The organism is Burkholderia semiarida, from assembly GCF_029268935.1.
In the GTDB taxonomy this organism is placed as follows: domain Bacteria; phylum Pseudomonadota; class Gammaproteobacteria; order Burkholderiales; family Burkholderiaceae; genus Burkholderia; species Burkholderia semiarida.
In genome coordinates, this window is the sequence record NZ_JAHLCL010000008.1 from 1,002,311 (window position 1) to 1,027,151 (window position 24,841).

General features: G+C 69.2%; 22 protein-coding genes. 13 read left to right on the forward strand and 9 right to left on the reverse strand.

Going from position 1 to position 24,841, the window contains the following annotated elements; genetic code table 11:
• Window positions 1–17 precede the first annotated feature (17 nt).
• Window positions 18–1,376, forward strand: coding sequence for an acyl-CoA dehydrogenase family protein (locus KPB06_RS27790; RefSeq protein WP_060011331.1), 1,359 nt, complete (start codon window positions 18–20; stop codon window positions 1,374–1,376).
• A gap of 88 nt (window positions 1,377–1,464) precedes the next feature.
• Here the strand turns inward: KPB06_RS27790 and KPB06_RS27795 are convergent, their stop codons facing one another.
• Entirely contained in the window at window positions 1,465–2,439 is a 975-nt protein-coding gene (locus KPB06_RS27795) for a LysR family transcriptional regulator (RefSeq protein WP_179231774.1), read from the reverse strand.
• A 17-nt stretch (window positions 2,440–2,456) separates the two neighbouring features.
• On the opposite strand from KPB06_RS27795, the gene KPB06_RS27800 reads away from it, so the two are divergent.
• Together KPB06_RS27800 and KPB06_RS27805 are read left to right on the forward strand one after the other, a co-directional pair.
• Complete coding sequence (locus tag KPB06_RS27800) at window positions 2,457–3,023, forward strand: cysteine dioxygenase family protein (protein ID WP_060011336.1); 567 nt, start codon at window positions 2,457–2,459, stop codon at window positions 3,021–3,023.
• A 105-nt stretch (window positions 3,024–3,128) separates the two neighbouring features.
• Window positions 3,129–4,754, forward strand: a complete 1,626-nt coding sequence (locus tag KPB06_RS27805) for a rhodanese-related sulfurtransferase (RefSeq protein WP_060011337.1) — start codon at window positions 3,129–3,131, stop codon at window positions 4,752–4,754.
• A gap of 69 nt (window positions 4,755–4,823) precedes the next feature.
• Here the strand turns inward: KPB06_RS27805 and KPB06_RS27810 are convergent, their stop codons facing one another.
• A complete protein-coding gene (locus tag KPB06_RS27810; protein WP_275905869.1) occupies window positions 4,824–5,969 on the reverse strand; it encodes a glycerophosphodiester phosphodiesterase in 1,146 nt (381 codons plus the stop codon).
• A 370-nt stretch (window positions 5,970–6,339) separates the two neighbouring features.
• On the opposite strand from KPB06_RS27810, the gene KPB06_RS27815 reads away from it, so the two are divergent.
• A complete protein-coding gene (locus tag KPB06_RS27815) occupies window positions 6,340–7,407 on the forward strand; it encodes a phytoene/squalene synthase family protein (protein WP_099317394.1) in 1,068 nt (355 codons plus the stop codon).
• 486 nt (window positions 7,408–7,893) lie between these two features.
• Window positions 7,894–9,093: a porin gene (locus KPB06_RS27820; RefSeq protein ID WP_059574542.1), complete on the forward strand. Its 1,200-nt coding sequence runs from the start codon at window positions 7,894–7,896 to the stop codon at window positions 9,091–9,093.
• A 114-nt stretch (window positions 9,094–9,207) separates the two neighbouring features.
• Here the strand turns inward: KPB06_RS27820 and KPB06_RS27825 are convergent, their stop codons facing one another.
• The 3 genes from KPB06_RS27825 to pdxR form a co-directional block, all read right to left on the reverse strand.
• Entirely contained in the window at window positions 9,208–9,627 is a 420-nt protein-coding gene (locus KPB06_RS27825) for a cupin domain-containing protein (RefSeq protein WP_059574540.1), read from the reverse strand.
• A 10-nt stretch (window positions 9,628–9,637) separates the two neighbouring features.
• A complete protein-coding gene (locus KPB06_RS27830; RefSeq protein WP_059574538.1) occupies window positions 9,638–10,075 on the reverse strand; it encodes a carboxymuconolactone decarboxylase family protein in 438 nt (145 codons plus the stop codon).
• Window positions 10,076–10,171: 96 nt separating this feature from the next.
• Window positions 10,172–11,656, reverse strand: a complete 1,485-nt coding sequence (gene pdxR / locus KPB06_RS27835) for a MocR-like pyridoxine biosynthesis transcription factor PdxR (RefSeq protein ID WP_060011342.1) — start codon at window positions 11,654–11,656, stop codon at window positions 10,172–10,174.
• Window positions 11,657–11,821: 165 nt separating this feature from the next.
• Between pdxR and KPB06_RS27840 the strand changes: the two genes are divergently transcribed.
• Together KPB06_RS27840 and KPB06_RS27845 are read left to right on the forward strand one after the other, a co-directional pair.
• Entirely contained in the window at window positions 11,822–12,739 is a 918-nt protein-coding gene (locus KPB06_RS27840) for a LysR family transcriptional regulator (protein ID WP_059574534.1), read from the forward strand.
• 122 nt (window positions 12,740–12,861) lie between these two features.
• A complete protein-coding gene (locus KPB06_RS27845) occupies window positions 12,862–13,611 on the forward strand; it encodes an SDR family oxidoreductase (protein WP_275905868.1) in 750 nt (249 codons plus the stop codon).
• A 66-nt stretch (window positions 13,612–13,677) separates the two neighbouring features.
• Here the strand turns inward: KPB06_RS27845 and KPB06_RS27850 are convergent, their stop codons facing one another.
• Both KPB06_RS27850 and KPB06_RS27855 read right to left on the reverse strand, forming a co-directional pair.
• Window positions 13,678–15,324 carry a glycoside hydrolase family 32 protein gene (locus KPB06_RS27850; protein WP_104012792.1) on the reverse strand — a complete coding sequence of 549 codons (1,647 nt, stop codon included), beginning with the start codon at window positions 15,322–15,324 and terminating at the stop codon, window positions 13,678–13,680.
• Between the two features lie 176 nt (window positions 15,325–15,500).
• On the reverse strand, window positions 15,501–17,084 hold the full coding sequence (locus KPB06_RS27855; protein WP_059574527.1) for a glycoside hydrolase family 68 protein: 1,584 nt from the start codon (window positions 17,082–17,084) through the stop codon (window positions 15,501–15,503).
• A 187-nt stretch (window positions 17,085–17,271) separates the two neighbouring features.
• Between KPB06_RS27855 and KPB06_RS27860 the strand changes: the two genes are divergently transcribed.
• The 5 genes from KPB06_RS27860 to KPB06_RS27880 all read left to right on the forward strand — a co-directional run bounded on the left by KPB06_RS27860 (window position 17,272) and on the right by KPB06_RS27880 (window position 22,380).
• Window positions 17,272–18,300 carry a substrate-binding domain-containing protein gene (locus tag KPB06_RS27860; RefSeq protein ID WP_059574525.1) on the forward strand — a complete coding sequence of 343 codons (1,029 nt, stop codon included), beginning with the start codon at window positions 17,272–17,274 and terminating at the stop codon, window positions 18,298–18,300.
• Between the two features lie 349 nt (window positions 18,301–18,649).
• Window positions 18,650–19,336 (forward strand): type 1 glutamine amidotransferase domain-containing protein, encoded by a 687-nt coding sequence (locus tag KPB06_RS27865; protein WP_059574523.1) that lies wholly within the window; start codon window positions 18,650–18,652, stop codon window positions 19,334–19,336.
• 141 nt (window positions 19,337–19,477) lie between these two features.
• The gene (locus KPB06_RS27870; protein WP_059574521.1) at window positions 19,478–20,587 is read left to right on the forward strand and encodes an NADH:flavin oxidoreductase/NADH oxidase; all 1,110 of its coding nucleotides are present in this window, start codon (window positions 19,478–19,480) and stop codon (window positions 20,585–20,587) included.
• 137 nt (window positions 20,588–20,724) lie between these two features.
• On the forward strand, window positions 20,725–21,795 hold the full coding sequence (locus tag KPB06_RS27875) for an AI-2E family transporter (RefSeq protein WP_059574519.1): 1,071 nt from the start codon (window positions 20,725–20,727) through the stop codon (window positions 21,793–21,795).
• 210 nt (window positions 21,796–22,005) lie between these two features.
• Window positions 22,006–22,380: a hypothetical protein gene (locus KPB06_RS27880; RefSeq protein WP_059574518.1), complete on the forward strand. Its 375-nt coding sequence runs from the start codon at window positions 22,006–22,008 to the stop codon at window positions 22,378–22,380.
• A gap of 39 nt (window positions 22,381–22,419) precedes the next feature.
• On the opposite strand, the gene KPB06_RS27885 is transcribed toward KPB06_RS27880, so the two are convergent.
• Window positions 22,420–23,214, reverse strand: a complete 795-nt coding sequence (locus tag KPB06_RS27885; RefSeq protein ID WP_059574516.1) for an SDR family NAD(P)-dependent oxidoreductase — start codon at window positions 23,212–23,214, stop codon at window positions 22,420–22,422.
• A gap of 158 nt (window positions 23,215–23,372) precedes the next feature.
• On the opposite strand from KPB06_RS27885, the gene KPB06_RS27890 reads away from it, so the two are divergent.
• Window positions 23,373–24,218 carry an AraC family transcriptional regulator gene (locus KPB06_RS27890; protein WP_089465558.1) on the forward strand — a complete coding sequence of 282 codons (846 nt, stop codon included), beginning with the start codon at window positions 23,373–23,375 and terminating at the stop codon, window positions 24,216–24,218.
• Window positions 24,219–24,230: 12 nt separating this feature from the next.
• Here KPB06_RS27890 and KPB06_RS27895 read toward each other — a convergent pair whose 3' ends face one another.
• On the reverse strand, window positions 24,231–24,818 hold the full coding sequence (locus KPB06_RS27895) for a LysE family translocator (RefSeq protein ID WP_059574512.1): 588 nt from the start codon (window positions 24,816–24,818) through the stop codon (window positions 24,231–24,233).
• Window positions 24,819–24,841 lie beyond the last annotated feature (23 nt).

Below are 24,841 nucleotides of genomic sequence, written 5' to 3' on the forward strand. Positions count from 1 at the left end.
CCAGGGAATCCGTTTCGATGTCCGCCAGCCTTGCCGTTTCCTCGCCGCCACCGCAACCCTCGCTGCGCCTGCTGCCCGCGGACGCCGCCAAGCCCGCCCACGCCGACGCCATCGACGAGACGGACGACGCGCGCCTCGCCGCGCTGCTCGAGCGTCTCACTCCCGAACTCGCCGCCGATGCGGCCCGCAACGACGTCGAGGCCCGCTTTCCGCACGAGAACTTCGCGCGACTGCATCGTGCCGGGCTGATCGCGCAGGTCGTGCCGCGCGAGCATGGCGGCGCCGGGGCGACGCTGGCGCGGGCGAGCCGGATCGTCGCGGCCGTCGCGCGGGCCGATCCGGCAACCGCGCTGGTACTGACGATGACGTATCTGCAGCACCGCGCGCTCGGCCGCGCCGACAACCGCTGGCCCGCGCAGGTGCGGCGCGCGGTGTTCGACAGCGCGGTTGCGCACGGCGCGCTGATCAACGCGCTGCGCGTCGAGCCGGCGCTCGGCTCGCCGTCGCGCGGCGGGCTGCCGGCGACCCTCGCGCGCCGCGATGGCGACGGCTGGCGGCTGTCGGGCCACAAGCTCTACAGTACCGGGATTCCGGCGCTGCGCTGGCTGGCCGTGTGGGCGCGCACCGACGAACCGGCGCCGCGCGTCGGCGTGTTTCTCGTGCCGCGCGACCCCGCGGCGGACGGCGATCGCATCCGCGTGATCGAAAGCTGGAATCACCTCGGCCTGCGTGCGTCCGGCAGCCACGAAGTCGTGTTCGACGACGTGCCGCTGCCGGCCGACCATGCAGTCGACGTACGCGCGCCGGACGCATGGACCGTATCGGCCGCCACTCATGCGGATGCCGACGCGCAGGCGGACCAGCAGGCGTGGATGGTCGTGCTGCTCGGCAGCCTGTACGACGCGGTGGCGCGTGCGTCGCGCGACTGGCTCGTCGAATTCGCGACGACGCGTGCGCCGAGCGGGCTCGGCGCCCCGCTCGCGACGCTGCCGCGCGTGCAGGAGGCGGTCGGGGAAATCGAAGGCTGGCTGCACGCGAACCGTGTGCTGCTCGACGATCACATCGCGCGCACCGACGCCGGCAACGCGCCGTCGGTGACGACCAGCGGCCTCGTCAAGCGCACCGTGACCGAGCACGCGATCCGGACGGTCGAGCAAGCGCTGAAGCTGTCGGGCAATCACGGGCTGAGCCGCGGCAATCCGCTCGAACGCCACTATCGCGACGTGCTGTGCAGCCGCGTGCATACACCGCAGGACGATGCGATCGCGGTGGCGGCGGGGCGGGCGGCGCTCGACGTGGCGACGCGCGGGCAGACGAATGCAGGGGCGGACGCGACGTCACGCACCGGGAGCGAAGGCGGTCGACGCGATGCGTGAGCCGGGCCAGGTTGCCGCGCACGGCAACGGCGCGGCGCGACGCAGGCGCCGCGCGGCCACCGAGGCTACCGCGGCCACCGAGGCTACGTTACGCGGCCTTGTCGTGCGATTGCTCGGGCAGCGCGAACGCCGTGCGCGCATGCGCGGCGACGGCCGCGAGCGGCGCGTCGAGGCGCGCGGCATCGTGCCGGCGCAGCAGCCACAGATCGATCTGCGGCTTGAAATCGGCAAGCGGCACGATATCGAGCGCGTCGCGCAGCGGGCTGCCTTCGACGAGCGGCAGCGGCATCAGCCCGAGGCCGAAGCCGTTGGCGACGCTCTGCAGTTGCAGGTCGCGGCCGTACGCATCGAGCGTGACCGGCATCGGCAGGCCCTGCGCGTCGAGCGCGCGCCGCAGGCCCGCACGAAAGCCGCAGCCGTCCGGGTTGAGCACCCAGCCGCGCGCGTGGCAATCGGCGAGCCGGTAGCTGCGGCGCGGCCAGTCGCCCTTGCGGCCGACCGCGACGAGCCGCGTGGCCAGCAAGCGTTCACCCTCGACCTGCGCCGGCAGCACCATCTCGCGCGCGAGGAAGACCAGCGCCGCATCGAGTTCGCGGCGGGCGATGCGGTCGACGAGCAGGCCGCCCCATGCGGTCGTGACCTGCGTCGCGAGTGCGGGCCACTGCGCGGCGAGATCCGCGATCAGCGCGGGCAGCATCAGTTCGCCAAGGCCCTGCGTGAGCCCGATCCTGAATTCACCGGCGGGCGGCTGCTGGCCGGCCGTCAGTTCGCGCAGCGCGTCGACCTCGCGCAGGATCGCGCGACACTGCTCGAACACCTGCCGGCCGATGTCGGTCGGGCGCGGCGGCTTCGTGTTGCGGTCGAGCAGCGTCACGCCGAGCGTTTCCTCGAGATTCTGGACGCGCCGCGTGATCGCGGGCTGCGTCATCCCGAGCTCGGCCGCGGCCTGGCTCAGGGTCTGGCAGCGGACGACCGCTGCAAAAGCGTCGATATCGCTAATTTTCATGTTTGTTCTGCATGGTCTTTCGGGTGCATCATGACGATCCATCATATTCGGCATCATATTCGAGGAGACGGCCGATGAGTACGCTTTCGTTGCAACAGACGCCGCTGCGTCCGTTCGTCGATGGTCTGGATGCGCTGCTCGCGTCCGGCGCGAACGAGGCGCGCATTCTCGACGAGGGCGGCGCGCTGCTCGCCGCGCTCGTCGAGCACGACGACTGGTTGCCCGACGCATTCGCGCAGCCCGATCCCGAGCGTTACCGGCAGTACCTGCTGCATCTGGACCCGGACGAGCGCTTCTCGGTCGTCAGCTTCGTGTGGGGGCCGGGCCAGGCGACACCGATCCACGATCACACGGTGTGGGGGCTGATCGGGATGCTGCGCGGCGGCGAGTTCTCGCAGCCGTACCGGTTCGACGCGGCCGGCAGGCCGGTGCCCGCGGGCGACGCCGTGCGGTTGCGGCCGGGCGAGGTCGAGGCCGTGTCGCCGCGCATCGGCGACGTTCACCGCGTGACCAACGCATTTGCCGACCGCGTATCGATCAGCATCCACGTGTACGGCGCGAACATCGGCAAGGTCGAGCGCGCGGTTTACCTGGACGACGGTACCGTGAAGCCGTTCGTGTCGGGCTATTCGAATGCCTGACGCAACGCCCGCTCGCGCGGCCCGTGGCGGGCGCGCGGCGGCAGGGCCACGATCGAGCCGTTCCGTTTTCTTCACCGACTTCAACGTATTCAACCCAGAGACATCGTGACGCACTCCGCAGATTCCCTTTCCCGTTTCCCCGTCGCGTCGTACCAGGACGTACGCGCGCGCCTGCTTGCCCGCGACGAGATCGCGCTGATCGACGTACGCGAGGAAGATCCGTACGCGCAGGGCCATCCGCTGTGGGCCGCCAATTTTCCGTTGTCGAAGCTCGAACTCGACGCGTGGACGCGGATTCCGCGCCGCGACACGCCGATCGTCGTGTTCGGCGAAGCGGGCGGCGAGGATCTCGCGCCGCGCGCGGCCGCGACGCTCGTGCGGCTCGGCTACACCGACGTGCGGCTGCTCGACGGCGGCCTCGCCGGCTGGGTCGCCGCGGGCGGCGAACTGTTCATCGACGTGAACGTGCCGAGCAAGTCGTTCGGCGAATGGGTCGAGGCCGAGCGTCATACGCCGTCGCTGTCCGCGCAGGAGGTGCAGGCGCTGATCGACGCGAAAGCCGATGTCGTGATCGTCGACGCGCGCCGCTTCGACGAATACCAGACGATGAACATCCCGACGTCGACCAGCGTGCCGGGCGCTGAACTCGTGCTGCGCGTGCGCGCGCTCGCGCCGGACCCGCGCACGCAGGTGATCGTCAACTGCGCGGGCCGCACGCGCAGCATCATCGGCACGCAGTCGCTCGTCAACGCGGGGCTGCCGAACCCAGTCGCCGCGCTGCGCAACGGCACGATCGGCTGGACGCTGGCCGGCCAGACGCTCGAGCGCGGCGCCGCACGGCGCTTTCCGGACGAGATCGACGCGACGCAGCGCGCCGAAGCGCGTCGGGCCGCCCGCGCGGTGGCCGAGCGCGCCGGCGTGCCGCGCATCGCGCTGGCCGACGTCGCCGCGCTCGCCGAACCGGGCCGCACGCTGTACCGCTTCGACGTGCGCACGCCGGAGGAATACGAAGCCGGCCACCTGCCGGGCTTCTTGAGCACGCCGGGCGGCCAGCTCGTGCAGGAGACCGACCATCATGCGGCCGTGCGCGGCGCGCGGATCGTGCTGGCCGACGACGACGGCGTGCGCGCGGACATGACCGCGTCGTGGCTCGCGCAGATGGGCTGGGACGTGCGCGTGGTCGAGCCGGCCGGCGCCGCGGCATTCGTCGAGCGCGGCCAGCCGCCGCGCGACGTGCCCGCGACGCCGCCCGCGGCCGACGTGTCGCCCGCGACGCTCGCCGGCTGGCTGAAGGAGGCCGCGCCCGGCGAGCTCGCGATCGTCGACGTGACGGCCAGCGCGAACTACGTGAAGCGTCATGTGCCGGGCGCGTGGTTTGCCGTGCGTGCGCAGTTGCGCGACGCGCTGGCCGCGATTCCGCCCGCGAAGCGCTACGTGTTCACGTGCGGATCGAGCCTGCTTGCGCGGTTCGCGGCGGATGACGCCCGCGCGCTGCTGCCGGCGTCGGCCGAGATCCGCGTGCTGACCGGCGGCACGGCCGCGTGGATCGACGCCGGGCTGCCGCTGGAGAGCGGCGAGACCCGTCTTGCGTCGCCGCGCATCGACCGCTATCGGCGCCCGTACGAAGGCACCGACAACGCGGCCGCGGCGATGCAGGCTTATCTCGACTGGGAATACGGGCTGGTCGACCAGTTGAAGCGGGACGGCACGCACCACTTCAACGTGATCTGACCGACGCGGTGCAACCGGGCGCGGCACCTCGTGCGCGGCGCCCGGTCGCGTGCGGATCGGCGCTTCGTGTCAGCGCTTGAACGTATCGACGGCCGTGCGGCCGACGGCCGGATCGTCGGTGAAGAAGCCGTCGATGCCCGCGCGCAGGTACGCCTGGATCTCGCGCACCGAGCCGGCCGTGTTGCGCGTGGCCGGCGTGCCGCCGTCCTTCAGCGATGCGGGCTGGAAGTTGTTTTCCGGGCGGAACGTGTACGGATGCACGACGAGGCCGGCCTCGTGCGCGTAGCGCACGAACGGCGTCGGCTGCTGCAGCGTGCCGTCCGCGGCGACCGCGATGATCGACGTCTTGTACGGGCCGACGCCGTTCGCATAGGTCGCGATCTCGCGCATGCCGTCGCGCGTCGACAGGTCGCCGTAGGTGCGCGTGTCGTTCGCCTTCACGAAGTCGTACGGGCGCTGGCCGGCTTCGTCCATCAGCTGCACGAGCTGCCAGTTCGGCTGGCTCGACTTGATCCGGTTGCGGATCGCTTTCAGGTTCGCGACTTCGAACGACTGGATGTAGACGGTCGCCGTGCGCGACGTGTACGAATCCTTCAGCAGCGCGTCGACGAGGCGATCCTCGAGCGGCAGGCCGATCGACTGGAAGTAGGTCGGATGCTTGGTTTCCGGGTACAGATGGATCGTGCGGCCTGTCTGCGCGGACATCTGCTTCGCGAGCGCGACGATCTCGTCGAACGTCGGAATCTCGAACTGGTCGTTGTAGGCCGTATTCGCGGGGCGCACCTGCGGAATGCGCTCGCGCGCCCGCAGCGTCTTCAGCTCCGCGAGCGTGAAATCCTCGGTGAACCAGCCGGTCAACTGCGCGCCGTCGATCGTCTTGGTCGCCTTGCGGCCGGCGAACTGCGGCAGCGCCGATACGTTCGTCGTGCCCGAGATCTCGTTCTCGTGGCGCGCGACGAGCACGCCGTCGCGCGTCGACACGAGGTCGGGCTCGATCACGTCCGCGCCGTCCTCGATCGCCTTGCGATACGACGCGAGCGTGTGTTCGGGGCGCAGCGCGCTCGCGCCGCGATGGCCGACCACCTGGACCTTCGCGGAGATCGGCTGCGTGGGGGCGCGCGTGAGAGCGTCGTCGCCGCCGCACGCGGCGAGCAGGAGCGCGGCGGCGCAGGCGAACGGGGCATAGCGCAGGGAGGTCGGGCGCTTGAGGAGCATGTCGTTGAACCTTCGAAACGGAGTCGGAAAGGGCGCTCGAGTCGGCGGCCCGGCGAGAAGCCGGGCAGAACGGAATCGAACGGTGCGCGATCGTCGCATCGAATAATTACATATGTATTACTTCCAGCTTTCTGTTCTGTTTTGAAGGGGCGACGGGCGCGGCAGCGCGAGCGACGGCAGCCTTGCGCACATCGCATTCCGGCCGTCACAGCGAACCCGCGCGCCGGATGCACTAAACTTGCGGGAATTTTGCATCGCCGCACCGGGGCCGCTGCCCGCCGCGCGCGACGATGCGGCGACTCGCGGGCCGGCGCGGGCGCCCGGCGCCCGTGTGCGTCCGGGGCCCGCGCCGGCCGATTTTTCCCGACTCATGACGACCCATACCGATCCCGCCTATCTGCTCGGCGACCTGCTGAAGAACGTTTCCCGCTCCTTCTACCTGACGCTGCGCGTGCTGCCCGACGGCATGCGCGACCCGGTGGGCCTCGCGTATCTGCTCGCACGCGCGGCCGATACGATCGCCGACACGGCGCTCGTCGCGCCCGACCGGCGCGCGGCGCTGCTGACCGACCTGCGCGACGACATCGAGCGGCTCGGCGACGGCGCGGCGCTGTCGCGTTCGCTCGAGGACGTGACGCGGATGCAGACCGATTCGCACGAACACCTGCTGCTCGGCTCGATGGAGCCGATGCTCGCGCTGCTGCGCGCGCAGCCGGAGGTCGATCGCGCGTCGATCCGCAAGGTCGTCGCGACGCTCACCGCGGGGATGGAATTCGACCTGCGCACGTTTCCGGACGAGCGGTCGGGGCAGGTCGCATCGCTGCCCACGCGCGGCGAACTCGACCGCTACACGTACCTCGTCGCCGGCTGCGTCGGCGAATTCTGGACCGACATGACGGGCGCGCACACGCGCGCCGCGCGCGGCTGGGATCTGCCGGACATGCGCGAGAAGGGCATCCGTTTCGGCAAGGCGCTGCAGATGACGAACATCCTGCGCGATTGCGCGAAGGACCTGCGCATCGGCCGCTGCTACCTGCCCGACGACGTGCTGCGCGCGCACGGGCTCGTCGTGGCCGACCTGATGCAGCCCGATGCGTCGGCGCGCGCGCGCGGCGTGCTGGTCGACCTGCTGCGCGGCGCGCTCGACCAGTATCGCGACGCATGCCTGTATACGCTCGCGATCCCGCGCCGTTTCGTGCGGCTTCGGCTCGCCTGCCTGTGGCCGATCATGATCGGCCTCGAAACGCTCGAACTGCTGGCCGGCCACGCTGCGTGGCTCGACCCGGCGCAGCCGGCCAAGGTGCCGAGAAAGCGCGTCTACCGGATCATGGCGGCGTCGCTCGCGCTGGTCGGTTCGAACACGGCGATCCGCGCGCGCCTGAGCGCGCTCGCCGACGCCGTGACCGCGCGGCTCGCGCGCCCCGCGTCGCAGCACTGAAGCGCGTCGGTGCGACCGGCGCCGGCATCGCCTCCCGGCCCGCGCTCGCCGGGCCGTTCCCGTCCGATCTCCCGTGCCCCGTGCACGGACAAAAACGTTTTCATGATTTCGTGTCTCGAAATGTGGGTGTCACGAACGTCGGCGATCCTGCGCGGCGGCGTGAATCGCGGCGTCAGCTTCGATCGCGCATTTGTAAGATGTTTGGTTGCCGAAGGCGTCTGACGACATCGGACGGTCGCGTTGCACCCGTAAAAATGTAAAGCTAGGGTTTTCACCGGCAAATGCCGGAAAGGCCCGCCGCACAAGCATTTCGAGCTGTTATGTAACCGTTTGGTGAACGCCCGCGTTGCGTCGATCATACGATGACCGACTGCACATGTTGGGAAACAATTGGTAATCCGTCAGAATCGCGTCGGCATGTACTCGCACATGTGTCGGTCACAAAACCACACCAGAAAAGAAACATTCTTTGAGGACGGAGAATCAATGAAAAAGCGCGTCGCTTTCGCCATGACGGCAGTGGGTCTCGCAGCCGCTACCGCCGCCCACGCCCAGAGCAGCGTGACCCTGTACGGTATCGTCGACAACGGCCTGGCATACCAGAACAACGCGGCCCCGTCGACGGGTGCGACGACCGGCGGTCACTCGAAGGTATCGATGTCCACCGGCGTATGGGCAGGCAGCCGCTTCGGCCTGAAGGGCAGCGAAGATCTCGGCGGCGGCACGAAGGCGATCTTCCAGTTGGAAGCAGGCGTGAACTCGGCGACCGGCGCGTCGCAATGGGCAGGCGGCATCTTCACCCGCCAGGCATGGGTCGGTATGACGAACCAGGCGTACGGTACGCTGACGGCCGGCCGTCAGTACACGGCGTACTACACGCTGCTGTCGCCGTACAGCCCGACGACGTGGCTGACGGGCGCATACGGCGCGCACCCGGGCGATATCGACTCGCTGGATACCAGCTACCGCGCGAACAACTCGCTCGTCTACATGTCGCCGAAGTTCTACGGCTTCACGGTCGGCGGTTCGTACTCGTTCGGCGGCGTGCCGGGCAGCGTCAACCGCGGCTCGACGTGGAGCGCGGCGGTCCAGTACCTGAACGGCCCGGCAGGCATCGCGGTCGGCTATCAGAAGGTCAACAACTCGACGCTCGGCGGCGGCGTGTGGGGCGACAACTCGACGGTCACGAGCGGCGGCCAGCCGGCGGTGTCGGCGCTCAATGCCGGTTATCAGACGGCGCAGTCGCAGCAGCGCATCGGCGTGACGGCCGGTTACCAGTTCACGCCGGCGTGGGATGTGTCGGCGTCGTACACGAACGTCAAGTACACGCCGGGCGTCGGCTCGGTGTTCCGCAACAGCGCGATCTTCAACACGGCCGGCGCCGTGCTGCACTGGAAGGCAGCGGCTCAGTGGGACTTCGCGGTCGGCTACTCGTACACGGCGGCGACGCAGTCGAACGGCATCACGAGCGCGGCCAAGTACCATCAGGTCACGCTGTCGCAGTACTACAGCCTGTCGAAGCGCACGGGCCTGTACGCACTCGAGGCTTACCAGCACGCGTCGGGCAATACGCTGAGCAAGACTGGCACCATCCAGGCAGCAACGACGCAGATCGGCGACGGCGTGGCGGCAGGTTCGAAGCAGAACCAGATCGCTGTCGGCGTCGGCATGATCCACCGCTTCTAAACGTCGCGCGGCGCGCGAGCGCCGCTCACGGCATGCGGTATGAAAAAACCGGCTTTCGAGCCGGTTTTTTCGTTTACGTCGCGAGCATTCGCCCGATTCGTCCGATTCTCCGGATCACTGATCGATCGGCGATTTCAGCGGCTGATGCTCGCCCGTCAGCCCGAACACGACCAGTTGCGCGGGCTCGGTCGCGCTCGCGTTGCGCGATACCTGATGGCGCGAGCCGGGCGGCTCGTACCAGCCTTCGCCGGCGCGATAGCGGCGCAGCGGGCCGCCGTTCACCTGCGACAGCACTTCGCCTTTCGACACGACCGCGAAGACCGAGCCGAGATGCCGGTGCGCGTCGGACGCCTGACCGGGCGCATAGTCGACCGTCGCGACGACGACGAGCTTGCCGGGCGCTTCGGGCACGGCCTGCTGCATGATCGCGTGGACGCTGTCGCCGGCGTCGTGCGCGTGGGCGGCGGCCGGCAGTGCCGCCGCGAGCACGAGCCCGATGCACGGCGCGATGCGATGGAGCGGGGAGCGAATCATCGTCGCCGCCTTACTCGGGCATCTTGCGGAACGCGATCGCGAAGCGGTTCCACGAGTTGATCGTCGCGATCAGCATCGACAGGTCGAACAGCTCCTCGTCGGTGAAATGCGGCTTCACGGCTTCCCAGACGGCGTCGGGCACGTGGTTGCCGGCCACCAGCGTCAGCGCCTCGGTCCATTCCAGCGCCGCGCGTTCGCGCTCAGTGAAGAACGGCGTTTCACGCCACGTGACGACGGTCGCGAGACGGCGGTCGGTTTCGCCGCCCTTGCGTGCGTCGCTCGTATGCATGTCGACGCAGAACGCGCAGCCGTTGATCTGCGACGCACGCAGACGGACGAGTTCGGCGAGCGGCTTCTCGATCGAGCACTTCGCGAGGAATTCCTCGGCGTTGCGCATCACCTTGATCGCATTCGGGCTGGCGGCATAGAAGTTCAGGCGCGGTTGCATGGCAGGTCCTTTTCGGTTGGGTAGCGCCGGGGTGGCGCGACAGGACCCACTTTAGGACGCGTACTGGCCTGCTTGAATAGCCAATTCCGTGGAAATTCAGGTAACCAGTGGCGGCCCGCCTGCGATGCCGGCTTCCAGCAGCCGGGCCAGCTTCGCGAGCGCCGTGTCGATGCGCAGCGCGTCGATCCCGCCATAGCCGAACAGCAGCCCGGCACGCACCGGCACGTCCGCGTGGAACGCGGAGATTCCGTACAGGCCGATGTCCTGCGCCCGCGCCGCGCGGACCAGCGCCGCTTCGTCGAGCCCCGGCTTCAGGTGCGCGGCGAGATGGATGCCGGCGGTCGGCACGATCGCGTCGAACCACGGCGCGAGTTCGCCGCGCAGGTGCGCGATCAGCACCTTGCGCCGCGCGTCGTAGTGCTTCTGCACGCGTTTCAGGTGCCGCGCGAAATCGCCATCGTGCATGAAGCGCGCGAGCGCCGCCTGCGTCAGCGTGCACGTGTGCCAGTCGACGATCTGCTTCGCCTTGGCCAGCGCGCCGCGCAGCGCGCGCGGCGGAATCGCGTAGCCGATCCGCAACTCGGGAAAGATCGTCTTCGAGAACGTGCCGACGTACGCGACGAGGCCCGTGCGGTCGAGGCTCTTCAGCGATTCGACCGGGCGGCCTTCGAAGCGGAATTCGCCGTCGTAGTCGTCCTCGATGATCACTGCACGGCGACGCTGCGCCCATTCGAGCAGCGCGACGCGGCGGTCGAGCGTCATCGGCATGCCGAGCGGGAACTGATGCGACGGCGTCACGTAGACGAGCCGTGCGTCGTCCGGCAGCCGTTCCGTGACGAGGCCGTGCGCGTCCACCGGCACGCCGGTCACCGTCGCGCCGAGCGACGCGAACGCGGCGCGCGCGGGCGGATAGCCGGGATCCTCGACGGCGACGACGTCGCCCGGCCGCACGACGACGCGCGCGATCAGGTCGAGCGCCTGTTGCGCGCCTTGCGTGACGAGCACGTCGTCCCAGCTGCATGCGACCGCGCGGCTGAATCCGACGTAGCGCGCGATCGCGCCGCGCAACTGCGGGTCGCCGGCCGGATCGTGATACTGGCCGGGGCCGCGCGCCTGCTGGCGCAGCGCGTGATGCAGGCAGCGCCGCCATGCGTCGAACGGGAACAGCGTCTTGTCGGTCACGCCGCCGCGAAAGTCGAAGCCGGGCGAATCGTGCGGCGCGGGCATCGCGAGCGCGTCCGGCAGGTCGTTCCACAGCGCGCGCGCATCGACCGCGTCGATGCGCGGCATCTCGTCGACGATCGACGGCGCCGACGCGGCCGCGGCGTGCGGCACGCGCGCGAGGCCGTCCGCAACGAACGTGCCGTCGCCGGCGCGCGTATTCAGGTAACCCTCGGCCACCAGGCGCTCGAACGCGTCGAGCGTCGTCTTGCGCGACACGCCGAGCTGTTTCGCGAGGTCGCGCGTCGACGGCAGCCGCGCGCCGGCTTCGAGACGCCCGTCGACGATCGCGGTGCGCAGTTGCCGGAAGATTTGCCCCGTCAGGTCGTGACGGCCTTCGATGCGGATCGCGATGTCCATCGCAGTGGTTACCTCGATTCGTGTCATTTCGCCTCGGCCAGCATACCGGAAGTCGAGCGCGCCGGCGGCGGTTCGTGGCTCGTGGCCGCGGCCGCCATCGCGCGATTGGACCGCCGTGCGCTGCTGCCTTACGATCCACGACAAACCTCACCGCGGAGCGACCTCATGCTGTCCGAAGACGAACTGGCACTGCTCGACGCGATCCGCGCCACCGGCAGCCTGTCGCGTGCCGCCGCGCGGCTCGGCAAGGCGCCGTCGACGGTGTCGCACGCGGCGCGCCAGCTCGAAACGCGCTTCGACGCGCTGCTGTTCGACCGGCGCGGCTACCGGCTGCAGCTCACGCCGGCCGGACAATTGCTGGCCGACGAGGCGGCGCGGCTCGCGCTCGACGTCGCCCGGCTGACGCAGCGCGTGCGGCAGGTCGCGAGCGGCTGGGAGGACCGGCTGTGGATCGTCAGCGACGAGGTGCTGGAGTTCGATACGCTCGTGCCGGTCGTCCGCGCCTTCGATGCGCTCGATTCGGGCGTGTCGCTGCGTTTCACGCACGAGGTGCTCGGCGGGACCTGGGAAGCGTTGCGCGACGGCCGCGCGGATCTGGTCGTCGGTGCGACGAACGAGCCGCCGGCCATTCCAGGCCTCAAGTGGTTCGAACTCGGCGCGATGGAGTGGGTGTTCGCGGTGTCGCCGCGCCATCCGCTGGCGTCCGCGCGCGGCCCGCTGACGCGCGACGCGATCGGTGCGCACCGCTCGGTCGTCGTCGCCGATTCGTCGCGGCGCGCGGCCGGCCGCGCGTATGGCCTGCTCGGCGGGCAGGCCGTGCTCGCGGTGCCGTCGATGCGCGCGAAGATCCTCGCGCAGCGCGATGCGCTCGGCGTCGGCTGGGTGCCGCGCCGGCGCGTCGCGTCGCTGCTCGCGCGCGGCGAACTGGTCGAGAAGCAGACGGCCGATCCGCGCGAGCCGAATCTGTTGTACGTCGCGTGGCACGGCGATCGCGACGGCCGCGCACTGCAATGGTGGCTGGAGCAATTGCGCGAGCCGAGACTCGCACGGCGGCTGCTCGACGGGATCGACGTGGTCGGCTGAACGCGCCCGCGCGAACATGTTCGACGTTTTCGAACATGTTCGTCGCGCCCGTCGTACGGCAAGGCCGGGCGCCGCGCGCATCCTGTGTTCACGGTCAACTCACCGGTTCACAGGAGAACATCATGCAACGCTTCGAAGGAAAGACGGTCCTCGTCACGGGCGGCAACAGCGGCATCGGCCTGGCGGCCGCCCGGGCATTCGCGTCCGAAGGCGCGCGGGTCGTCATCACCGGGCGCGACGCCCAGACGTTGGAAGCCGCCCGCCAAACGCTCGGCGAAGGGGCGCTCACGATTCGCAACGAAGCCGGCAGCGTCGCGTCGGCCCGCGCGCTGGCCGATGCGCTCGCCGCCGCCGGCGTGCGGCTCGACGCCGTATTCGTCAACGCGGGCGTCGCGAAACTCGCGCCGTTCTCCGACAGCGACGAAGCGATGTGGGATCTCGTGTTCAACACCAACGTGAAGGGCGCGTATTTCCAGATCCAGTCGCTCGTGCCGCTGTTGAACCGCGGCGCCTCGATCGTGATCAACGGCTCGATCAACGCGCATGTCGGGATGCCCGGCTCGTCGGTGTACGCGGCGAGCAAGGCGGCCGTCAATTCGTTCGCGAAGACGCTGTCGACGGAACTGCTGCCGCACGGCGTGCGCGTGAACGTGGTGAGCCCCGGGCCCGTGCAGACGCCGCTGTACGGCAAGCTCGGGCTCGATGCGGCGGCGCTCGACGAGACGGCCGAGAAAATCAAGGGCCTCGTGCCGATCGGCCGCTTCGGCACGCCGGATGAAATCGCGTCGACGGTGCTGCACCTGAGCGCGCCGGAATCCGCGTTCATCGTCGGTGCGGAAATCATCGCGTCGGGCGGGATGGGGTTGCTCTGACGAGCCAGACGGGCGGGGACCGTCGCCGGCGATGCGATGCCGGACGCGCGGCCCCGTCACCCGCACCTATCGGGACGCGCAGGCGTCACGCGTATCGTCGCCGGCTTTCAGTTGCGTCACCGTCAATCCCGAGAACGTCGCGCGGCCGTGCTCGGCGAACACGGCCACGCGGTCCGCCTCGAGCGGCGGAAAGATCAGGTCGGTCAGCGCCACGCGGCCGCCGTTCGCGAATACTTCGACCGACCCGCGATCGACGACGATTTCGAGCCGCAGTTGCCCGTGCTCGAGCGGCAGATCGACGATGTGCTCGCGGCTGAACGTGCCGGCGAAATTCGTGTCGCCGGATTGCGACCGGTCGAGCGTCAGCGTGCGCTTCGTCGTGTCGTACACGATCCGCGTGCCGGTCGAGCCGTCGGCCGAGCGCCGGACGATCAGGCCCGCGCGCGCCGCATGCCGAGGCGAGATCGTCACCGTGATGCGCTGGACGACGCCGCGCGTCGCGGCCGACAGCACCCGCGTCGCGGAGTCGACCGTGACGTCGCCTTCGTGCACGGCGGGGCGGCTGTCGGCCCATGCGTCGAAGGCGGCGGCTGGCGCGACGACGAGGGTCGGCTCGCCGCCGATCGTCTTCAGCGACAGCTCGCGCGGCAGCGTGGTCGCGCCGCGCCACGGGGCGGTCGGCGCTTTCGCCGCGTAATCCCAGTTGCTCATCCATGCGATCGCGACCGGCCGGGCGCCGGGCGCGCCGGAGAACGTGCCGGCCGCATAAAAATCGGCGCCGTGATCGACCCAGCGGAATTGCGCGGGATCCGAGCCGGCCGGCGCGACGCGGTCGGGCACGAACGTGCGGCCGTCGAAGTTGCCGACGAAATACATCGCGCCGGAACCGCCGGCGATCGACCACGGGTTGACGTTGACGATCATCACCCACTTGATCCGTTTCGGATCGTCGTCGAGCGGCAGCGGCACGAGATCCGGCATTTCCCACAGCGCGCCCGCATGCGGCACGTCGGGCAGCGTGAAGTCGCTCAGGAACGACCAGTGGAGCAGGTCGTCGGAACGATAGAGCTTCACGACGTGCGCGTCGGCGACGACCGTCGTCATCAACCAGTAGCCACCCGGCGCATACCACGACACTTTCGGATCACGAAATTGCTTCGATTCCGGATCGAGCGTCAGCACCGGATTGTGCGCATACGGCTGCCAGGTCGCGCCCCGATCGAGGCTGTACGCGAGCGACTGCGCCTGTATGCCGGGTGCGTGACCCGAGCCGGGCTTGTAGACGCTCGTGTAAAGCGCGACGAGCGGCGTGTGGCCCGGTGTGCCGAGGCCGGACGTGTGCAGCGTATCGGCGACGATCGAGCCGGAGAAGATTTCCTCGGTGGCGTTCGCGCGCATCGCGACCGGCTGCTCGCGCCAGTGGACGAGATCGGTGCTGGTCGCATGGCCCCACGACATGTTGCCCCAGTCGTTGCCGAGCGGGTTGTACTGATAGAACAGGTGATAGCGGCCGTTCTCGTACACGAGCCCGTTGGGATCGTTCATCCAGTTGCGCTGCGGCGTGTAGTGGAGGGCCGGGCGCCATTGCGGCGTGCCGTTTTCGGCCGGCGCGCCGCAGGGTGCGACGGCGGCATGTGTGCAGGCGGCCGCGGCAAGCAGCAGCGCGGCGAAACGGACGGAAAGGCCGGAAGGGCCGGAAAGGCCGAACAACATTGATCTCATGCGTGATCCGGTGCTCCGTCGGGCGAAGCGGGAAAGGAGGGCGGATGCCGCTGCAACGGCGGCATGCGCAGTGGAGGAAGGAAAAAAGAGGAGGCGCACACGCGACACGCGCGATACGCGCCTCCTGAACCTCGTGCCTTTATCGAAGACGGTTATTGTTGGTGATCCTAATTGGCCTGCGCGTTGCCGTCGTTGTGGCCGGCCCCCGTCGCGGGCAGGTTCGCCGGGATGTCGCCGTAGCCGCCGAGGCCGCCGCGTCCATACGCGCGGTCGACCGACGTCGACGTGCCGTTGATGTTCACCTTCACCGTCGGCGCGAGCGTGCCGCCGCGGCGCGGGCCGATCGCATCGATGAACGACTCGACGAGCCCGCCCGGCATCACGTAGTGCGAATACGACTGGAATTCGCGCGGGTTCTGGTTCGGGTCCTGCGAATACGGCGCGCCGGCCGGGGCGGAGAAGTCGGTCGGGTTGCCGAGCACGAGGCCGCTGCCGCCGTTCAGCGGCAGGAAGTCGCTGCGGATGCCGTTGCCGACGAAGCCGTACACGCCGTCCGGGCCGTCGACGCCGGCCGCCATCGTCGTGCGGTGGCTGATCGTGAACAGGTAGTACTTGCCGTCCTTCAGATAGATCTGCGGGCGCTCGGTCTGGTCGTCGACGCAGTTCGCCGACAGGATCGGCGGCAGGAACTTCCATTCGGTCAGTTGCGGGTTCGTCGCGACCGCGAGGCCGACGTTGGCCTTTTGATACACTGCGCCCGAATTCATCACCGCGTTGAGGTCTTCGCGGTTCGGATCGTTCGGCGCGTAGCCGAGATCGGCCTCGGTGCAGGTGCGTGCGCCGCGCGGGCCGCCGGTGTTGCCTTCGAACACCATGTAGGTCTTGCCCGGATGCGCGGGGTCGGTGAACACGAACGGATCGCGGAACGAGAAGTAGGTGTTCTGCTGGCCGGTCTGGTAGTACTTGCCGTCCGGTTCCAGCAGCGGCTTGTGATCGCCGAAGCCGGTGAACCACACGTGCTTGTCGTCGGCGTGGATGTTGCCGTCGGTGCGCGTGATGATCGCCTGCGGCGGCGTGATGTCGGCGCCGCCGGGCGCCGAGCGGTTGAACGACGTCGCGGTGTAGTACAGGCTGACGTTGCTGCCGTGCGTGAGGCGCGCGGAGCCCGACCATTCGGCGTTGTTGGTCATCGGCGCGGTGCCGAATACCTTGGCGCTCGCGCCGTCCGGGAACAGGTGGCCGCCCCAGGTCCAGCCGCCGTTCGCGGGGCGTTGCGACGCGGGGATGCCCGCGCGGCGATAGAAGAAGCCGATGCGGGCGTGCACGTGCCGGTCGTCGAACGTGTAGCCCGCGTGCGGATCGGCGGTGAGCGAGAAGATCACCTCCCAGCCCTTGTAGCTGAGCTGGTTCGCGCGCAGGTCGGCCAGCGGCCACGTGTCCCACACCCACACGTTCGAGTTGATCAGCGGGAAGTCCTGCGGGATGTCCGGCATCGTCAGTGCTTGCGGCAGCGAGTTCTTGTCGGCACCGGCGGTGTGCGATTGCGCGACGATCTGGCGGATGTCCGCTCGCGTCCAGCGCATCGTGAAGTTGCCTTCGGGATCGTAGGCTTGCTGCGTGTGGGGCGTGGGCAGGGGCGCGCCCGTGCCGCCGGACTGCGCGTGCGCGACGGACGCGAAGGCGGCGAGTGCGCCGCCAGCGAGCAGCAAACGTTTGGCCGCGGTCGGGCGGAAAAGGGGAAAGTATGTCATCTCGTCGTTGTTTCCTGGAAAGGTGAAAGTGAACGGCTGAGTGGGCATCGATGTCCAAACCGGTTTGGATGCTATTTCAAACCGGTTTGGAACGCAAAAGATATTTAATTGACGGTAATCGTTACCAATTGGAAATAATTACCTGGTCGGTGTGTCCCGATGGTCGGGCGGCCGGGCGGAGCGGCGAATGCGAGGAGTGACGGTGAAGGTGAATCTGAAGGCGCTGTCGGACGCGCTCGGTCTGTCGCGCACGACGGTCAGCCGTGCGTTGAACGGTTACGACGACGTCAACGAGGCGACGCGCGAGCGCGTGGCGAAGGCCGCGCGGGAAATGGGCTACGTGGCCGATCCGACCGCGCGCCGGCTGGCGACGGGGCGGGCCGACATGATCGGCATCGTCTATCCGTTTGGCGCCGGCGATCTCGGCGATCCGCGCTTCGGCGAGGTCGTCGCGGGCATCACCGAGCGGCTCGCCGAGCGCAATCTCGATTTCATCATCGCGTCCGCGCGACCGAATGCGGAACTGGACACCTACCGGCGGATCGTCGACGGCAAGCTCGTCGACGGGCTGATCGTCGCGCGCACGCTGGTCGACGATCCACGGCTCGCGTACCTGCAGGCGAGCGCGTTTCCGTATGTCGCGTACGGCCGCACGCAGTCGGCCGGCCCGTATGCATGGTTCGACTTCGACAACGAGGCGGGCGCGCGCGACGCGGTGCGCCGGCTGATCGGCTTCGGGCATCGGCGCATCGCGATGATCAGCGCACCGCTGGCGCTGAATTTCGCCGCGCAACGGCGCGCCGGCTGTCTGTCGGCATTGCGCGAAGCCGGTATCGACGCGGATCCGGCGCTGCTCGTCGAGTGCCCGTTTACGCACGACGGCGGGGGGCAGGCAGCGCGGGCGCTGCTTGCGCAGGCCGAGCCGCCGACCGCGCTGCTGGTCGACAACAACATCGCGGGCGGCGGCGCATTTCGCGCGCTGGTCGACAGCGGGGTGCGCCTGGGTGCGGACCTGTCGCTGATCGTCTATGACGGCGTGCCGCCCGATATCGCGCATCCGTATCGTGTCACGGCGGTCGTGCAGCCGACCGGGCATGCATCCGGGCGCGCGCTGGCGGAACTGATGCTGCGGCTGCTGGACGACGGCGCGCGTGAGCATCGGCTCGAAGCGCCGACGATCGAAGCGGGCGACACGGACGGTCCGTTGCGCGGCTAGGTCCTCCGGCCGCGGCGAACCGAGGGCGGATGAGCGGGGCGGCGGGCGTGGTCGAACGACGCGCCGTCGCAAAGGCCATGACGTCGGCAGGGGCGAATGCGTGTTCTTCTAGACGACCGGTCTAATCCGGGGATATGATCCGTGCTGGTGAATGCGGCGACGTCCCTGGCGGATTCAGGCAGCGGGACGCCGTCGTTTTATTTCGGCCGCTTCTAGACGACTGGTCTAATAGGCATATATCGCATGCGGAGAAATGATTCGCACGTTGCCGCGCGCGGCCTGACTAACCGACAGGCGTGCCGCGACGCGCGGCGTCGTTCCCCGTTCATTTTCGAAGGAGTGTCCGATCATGAAGATTCTGGTTGTCCTGACCTCGCACGACACGCTCGGCGACACCGGCAAGAAAACCGGCTTCTGGCTCGAGGAACTGGCTGCGCCGTACTACACGTTCAAGGATGCGGGCGTCGAGCTGACGCTGGCGTCGCCGAAGGGCGGCCAGCCGCCGCTCGACCCGAAAAGCAGCGACCCGACGGCCCAGACCGACGCGACGCGCCGCTTCGACGCCGATGCGGCGGCCCGGGCCGAACTCGCGTCGACGCGCAAGCTGGCCGATGTGTCGATGGACGATTACGACGCCGTGTTCTACCCGGGCGGCCATGGCCCGCTGTGGGATCTCGCCGAGGATCTGCATTCGATCGGCCTGATCGAGCGCGCGCTCGCGGCCGGCAAGCCGGTCGCCGCGGTCTGCCACGCGCCGGGCGTGCTGCGCCACGTGAAGAACCCGCAGACCGGCGAGTCGGTCGTGCGCGGCAAGCGCGCGACGGGCTTCACCAACAGCGAGGAAGCGGCCGTCGAGCTGACCGAAGTCGTGCCGTTCCTCGTCGAGGACATGCTGAAGACCAACGGCGCGGCATTCGAGCGCAGCGCCGACTGGGCGCCGCATGTCGTCACCGACGGGCTGCTGATCACCGGGCAGAACCCCGCATCGTCGGCGCCCGCGGCCGAGGCGCTGCTCGCGAAGCTCGGCCACCGCTAAACACGCGGCGCCGGCCCGGCCGGCGCCGCGTCCTTGCCGTCGCCGGGCGCAGCCGGCCCGCCGACGGCCCGCATCGTTGCGCCGTGCGCCCCGCACGGCGCATTCCCAGCCGTTTTGCAGAACCAAGCAAAGGAGTCGTGGATGTCTGCCCTGTTCGAACCGTTCAAACTCAAGGATGTCACGCTGCGCAACCGTATCGCGGTGCCGCCGATGTGCCAGTACGTCGCCGAGGACGGCGTCGTCAACGACTGGCATCACGTGCATCTGGCCGGCATCGCGCGCGGCGGCGCGGGCCTCGTGATCGCGGAGGCGACGGCCGTGTCGCCGGAAGGCCGCATCACGCCGGGCTGCGCGGGGTTGTGGAACGACGCGCAGGCCGACGCGTTCGCGCCGTCGGTCGCGGCGATCAAGGCGGCCGGCGCGGTGCCCGGTATCCAGCTCGCGCACGCGGGCCGCAAGGCGAGCGCCAACCGCCCGTGGGAAGGCGACGACCATATCGCCGACGGCGATCCGCGCGGCTGGCAGACCATCGCGCCGTCGGCCGTGCCGTTCGGCGCGCATCTGCCGAAGGTGCCGCGCGAAATGACGCGCGACGACATCGCGCGCGTGCAGGCCGACTTCGTCGCGGCGGCGCGGCGCGCGCGCGACCTCGGTTTCGAATGGCTGGAGCTGCACTTCGCGCACGGCTATCTCGGCCAGAGCTTCTTCTCGGTGCATTCGAACCAGCGCACCGATGAATACGGCGGTTCCGCCGAGAACCGCGGCCGTTTCCTCGTCGACACGCTCGCGGCCGTTCGCAAGGTCTGGCCCGAGCATCTGCCGTTGACCGCGCGCCTGGGCGTGATCGAATACGACGGTCGCGACGAGGAGACGCTCGCCGAGTCGATCGCGCTCACGCAGCGGATGAAGCTCGAAGGGCTCGACATGCTGAGCGTGTCGGTCGGCTTCTCGACGCCCGACGCCCAGATTCCGTGGGGACCGGCGTTTCTCGCGCCGATCGCCGAGCGCGTGCGCCGCGAGGCCGGGCTGCCGGTGTCGTCCGCGTGGGGGATCGATACGCCGCAACTGGCGAATCGCGTGGTGGCGGAGCAGCAACTCGATCTCGTGATGGTCGGCCGCGCGCATCTGGCCGACCCGCACTGGCCGTACTACGCGGCCAGGCAGCTCGGTGTCGAGCGTCCGTCGTGGACGCTGCCCGCGCCGTACGCGCACTGGCTCGAGCGCTACCGGGTCGCCGACAAGGTGGCGTGAGCGACGCGTGACGACGCAGCGCCCGGGCGGCCCGCGCATCGCGCGTGCCGCCGATCCGGTGCCGATGGATAGAATGGCGGTTCGCGCAGGCCGGTTGCCTGCGCGAACCGCCATTTTTTCATTTCGACCGAGGTGCCATGGGCGCGCATGTCCCGTCGTCTTCCGATTCCGCCGCGCGGCCGCGCGCCCAGCAGATCGCCCGCGTCGCGCTGTATGCGGCGTTGCTGGTGCTCGCGCTGTGGGTGATCCGCGATTTCATTCCCGCCATCGCATGGGCCTGCGTGATCGCCATCGCGATGTGGCCGCTGCTGAAATGCTTTGAATCGCACCGGCTGTTCCGCAACCGGCCGACGCTGATCGCGACCGTCATCACGGCGGCGATTTCGCTGCTCGTCGTGCTGCCGGTGGCCGTCGCGACGACCCAGGCGATCGCACAGGCGCACGATCTGCGCGAGTGGCTGCGCACGATCCAGGACAACGGCATTCCGCTGCCGGACGTGGTCAGCCGGTTGCCGTACGGCGCGGCGCAGATCACCGAATGGTGGCAGGCCAATCTCGGCCATCCGCTGCATGCGGCCACCGCGATGCACGGCGTCAACGGCGAGAAATTCATCGCGTTCGGCCGGCACTTCGGCACGAAGCTTGCGCACGTGCTGCTCGAATTCGGCTTCATGCTCGTCACGCTGTTCGTGATCCTGCGCGCCGGCCACAAGCTGTCGGGTGCGTTGCTGCAGGGCGCGCGGCGTGCGTTCGGGCGCAACGGCGCGGAACTGATCGAGCGCATGGTCGCGGCCGTGTACGGCACGGTGACGGGGCTCGTCGTCGTCGGGCTCGGCGAGGGCGCGTTGCTCGGCGTCGCCTATGCGCTCGCGGGCGTTCCGCACGCGGCGCTGCTCGGCCTCGTCACGGCGGTCGCCGCGATGCTGCCGTTCTGCGCGCCGGTCGTGTTCTGCGGCGCGGCGCTCTGGCTGTTCGTGCAGGGGGCGACGATGTGGGCCGTCGTGATCGCGGCGCTCGGGTTCATCGTCGTGTTCGTCGCCGAGCATTTCGTGCGGCCGGTGCTGATCGGCGGTTCGACACGGCTGCCGTTCCTGCTCGTGCTGTTCGGCATCCTCGGCGGGGCGGAGACGTTCGGCCTGATCGGGCTGTTCGTCGGTCCCGCGCTGATGACGGTGCTGACGATGCTGTGGGCCGAATGGATTGCCTGACCGCGCATGCCGGTTCGACGCGGCGGTGCAGCGGCGCGGATGCGTGCACGGGCGCCGGTTGCAACGTTCGTTGACGATTCGGCTGGCGCGGATGCACGCCAGCGCGGGGATTCGGACAGAGATCTCTACATTTCTTTTCGATCCGGACCCAAAGGTCGAGTAGCATGGGGCTTTCGATCACGCCGGCATGGCGCAGCAGATTTCCCGAGCATGCGATTGATTTCGATGTCCCGTCCCGCGGCGGCGCTGTCCGTGGCCGCCGGCTGCCTGATGTTGCACGGCTGTGCCTGGTTCGACGCGTGGCTGCCGTTCTCGTACTCGCGCACGCCGCTCGCGCGGGCCGCGTCGCGGCATGGCGCGACGCGCGCCGACGTCGTCCGCGCCGCCGGCAACCCGCGCAGCGTGTGGATGGTCCGCAACGGCAGCGGCGTCTGCTACAACTATTTCATCGAGCACGGCAACGATCACCGCGCGTACTTCGTCGTGTTCGACAAGGCCGGCGTCGTCACGCGGTACGGCTTCGATTCCTGCATGGACGCCGACCGCAAGGGCGCGCTTCGCTCGGAGAAGGCCGCTTCGCGCTAGCGCGGCCGCCGTGCGCCGCGCGAGCGTGTCACGCAGTCGTCACGCGATCGTGTCGACCACGCCGCCATCGACGCGCAACGCCGCGCCCGTCGTCGCCGACGCCTGCGGCGAGCACACGTACACGACCAGGTTCGCGACTTCCTCGGTCGTCGCCGGCCGCTGGATGATCGAGCTCGCGCGCTCGCTGCGCACGAATTCCACCGCGATGTCGTCGATGCTGCGGCCCGTTTCGTCGGCCTGCGCCTTCAGCATCTCGCGCACGCCTTCCGACATCGTCGGCCCCGGCAGCACCGAATTGACGGTCACGCGGGTGCCGGCCGCGAGCTTCGCGAGGCCGCGCGCGATCGACAGTTGCGCGGTTTTCGTGAACCCGTAATGAATCATGTCGACCGGGATGTTCAAGCCCGATTCCGACGAAATGAACACGATGCGCCCGCCATTGCGTTCGATCATCCCTTTCAGGTAATGCCGCGCGAGCCGCACGCCGGACATCACGTTCATCTGAAAATAATGTTCCCATTCGGCGTCGTCGATGTCGAAGAACGGCTTCAGGCCGTAAATGCCCGCGTTGTTGACGAGAATGTCGGCATCCGGCGTGTGCTGCGTGACGCGCGCGACGCCGGCCGCGTCGGACAGGTCGGCGGCGACGCCGTCGAGGCTCGCGACTGGCACGGCGTCGCGCAGTTTCTCGAGCGCGGACTGCACCGACGCGTCGCTGCGGCCGTTGACGACGACGTGCGCGCCGGCGCGCACGAGCCCTTCGGCGATCGCGAAGCCGATGCCGGCGGTGGAGGCGGTAACGACCGCGGTCTTGCCTTTCAGATCGATCTGCATGAGTGGTACCGGTTGGAAGAGGAAGCGGAACCCGCCGCGTCTGCCGCGGCGGCCGAATTCAAAGCTTAGGCGATCCAGCCGCCAGGCGTCGGTTCGCTGTTGCGCGGCGCCGCACAGTCTTGTACGGTGAGCGTTCGTCCGAACCGGGAGCCTGCCGCGTGAGCCGTACCGCCAACCGATCCGCCGTGCCGTCGCCGTTCTGGCGCGATGCGGCGCTGCCGTTCGTCGAGGCGCGTACCGTCGACGACGGGCGCGCGATCTGCTACGCAAAGCACACGCACGACACGTTTTCGGTGGGCGCGATCGTCGGCGGCACGAGCACGTATGTGAACGGTGCGACGAACGCGCACGTCGGGCGCGGCGTGCTCGTGATCATCGATCCCGAGCAGGTGCACGCGTGCAACCCGTACGGCCCCGATGCGTGGGCGTACCGGATGGTCTATGTCGACGTGCCGTGGCTCGCGCGGCTGCAACACGCGCTGGGCCGCGATCCGAACCGCGATTTTCACGGGTTTTCGACGAAGTGGACCGAGCGCGGCGATCTGTTCGCGCAATTCGGCGGCTTCTACCGCACGCTCGTGTCGCCCCGCGTCGATGCGCTCGGCAAGGAGAGCGCGGCGGTCGAATTCTTCACGGCGCTGCACGGCGCGCTTGAACGCGAACCGCCCGATTCGCGGCCGGGCGACGACAACGCGAAGCTCGCGCGCGCGGCCGACTACATCGCCGCCCATTGCCGCGAGGCCGTTACGCTCGATGCGATCTGCGCGGCGGCCGACCTGTCGCCGTCGTACCTGATCCGCGCATTCAATGCGCGCTACGGGATGACGCCGCATGCGTTCCTGATCGATCGGCGCGTGCAGTACGGCCGCACGGAGCTGCGCCGCGGCCGGCCGATCGCCGAAGTCGCGCTCGATGCCGGCTTTGCGGACCAGGCGCATTTCCAGCGCGCCTTTCGGCGAATCGCGGCCGCGACGCCCGGGCAGTACCGCAGTGCGATGCGCTGACCGGCGAAGCCGCTACACGTCGAGCAGCAACAGCGCGCTGCCCGCGAGCAGCAGCGCCATCAGCCGGTTGAACACGCGCATGCGCCGTGCGTTCGCGAGCCGGTGCCGCAACGACGCGCCCGCATAGCCCCAGCATGCGATCGACGCGAAGCAGATCACTAGATACAGCGCGGCGAACTGCCAGACCTGCGCGCGGTCGCCATCGGCCGCATATGCGCCCATCGCGGCCACGCACGCGAGCCACGCCTTCGGGTTGAGCCACTGCATCGCCGCGCCGGCCGCCGCCGACGGGCCGGCCACGTCCGGATCGGCCGACAGCCGGCCGTCGTCGAGCGCGAGCCGCAACGCCATATACAGCAGGAACGCGATCCCCGACCACTGCGTGGCCGTCGTCAGCACGGGCCAGCGCGCGAGCGCCGCGTGCAGGCCGAGGCCGATCAGCAGGAATAGCGCGACGAAGCCGAGCGTCGCGCCGGCCGCGTAGCGCAGGCTCGCGCCGAGGCCGTGGCGCGCGCCCGCGCCGAGCGCGACGATGTTGACGGGACCGGGGGTGATCGACGAGGCGAGCGCGAACGCGGCCATCGAAACCAGCATGCTCATCAGATGTCTCCATGCGACATGTC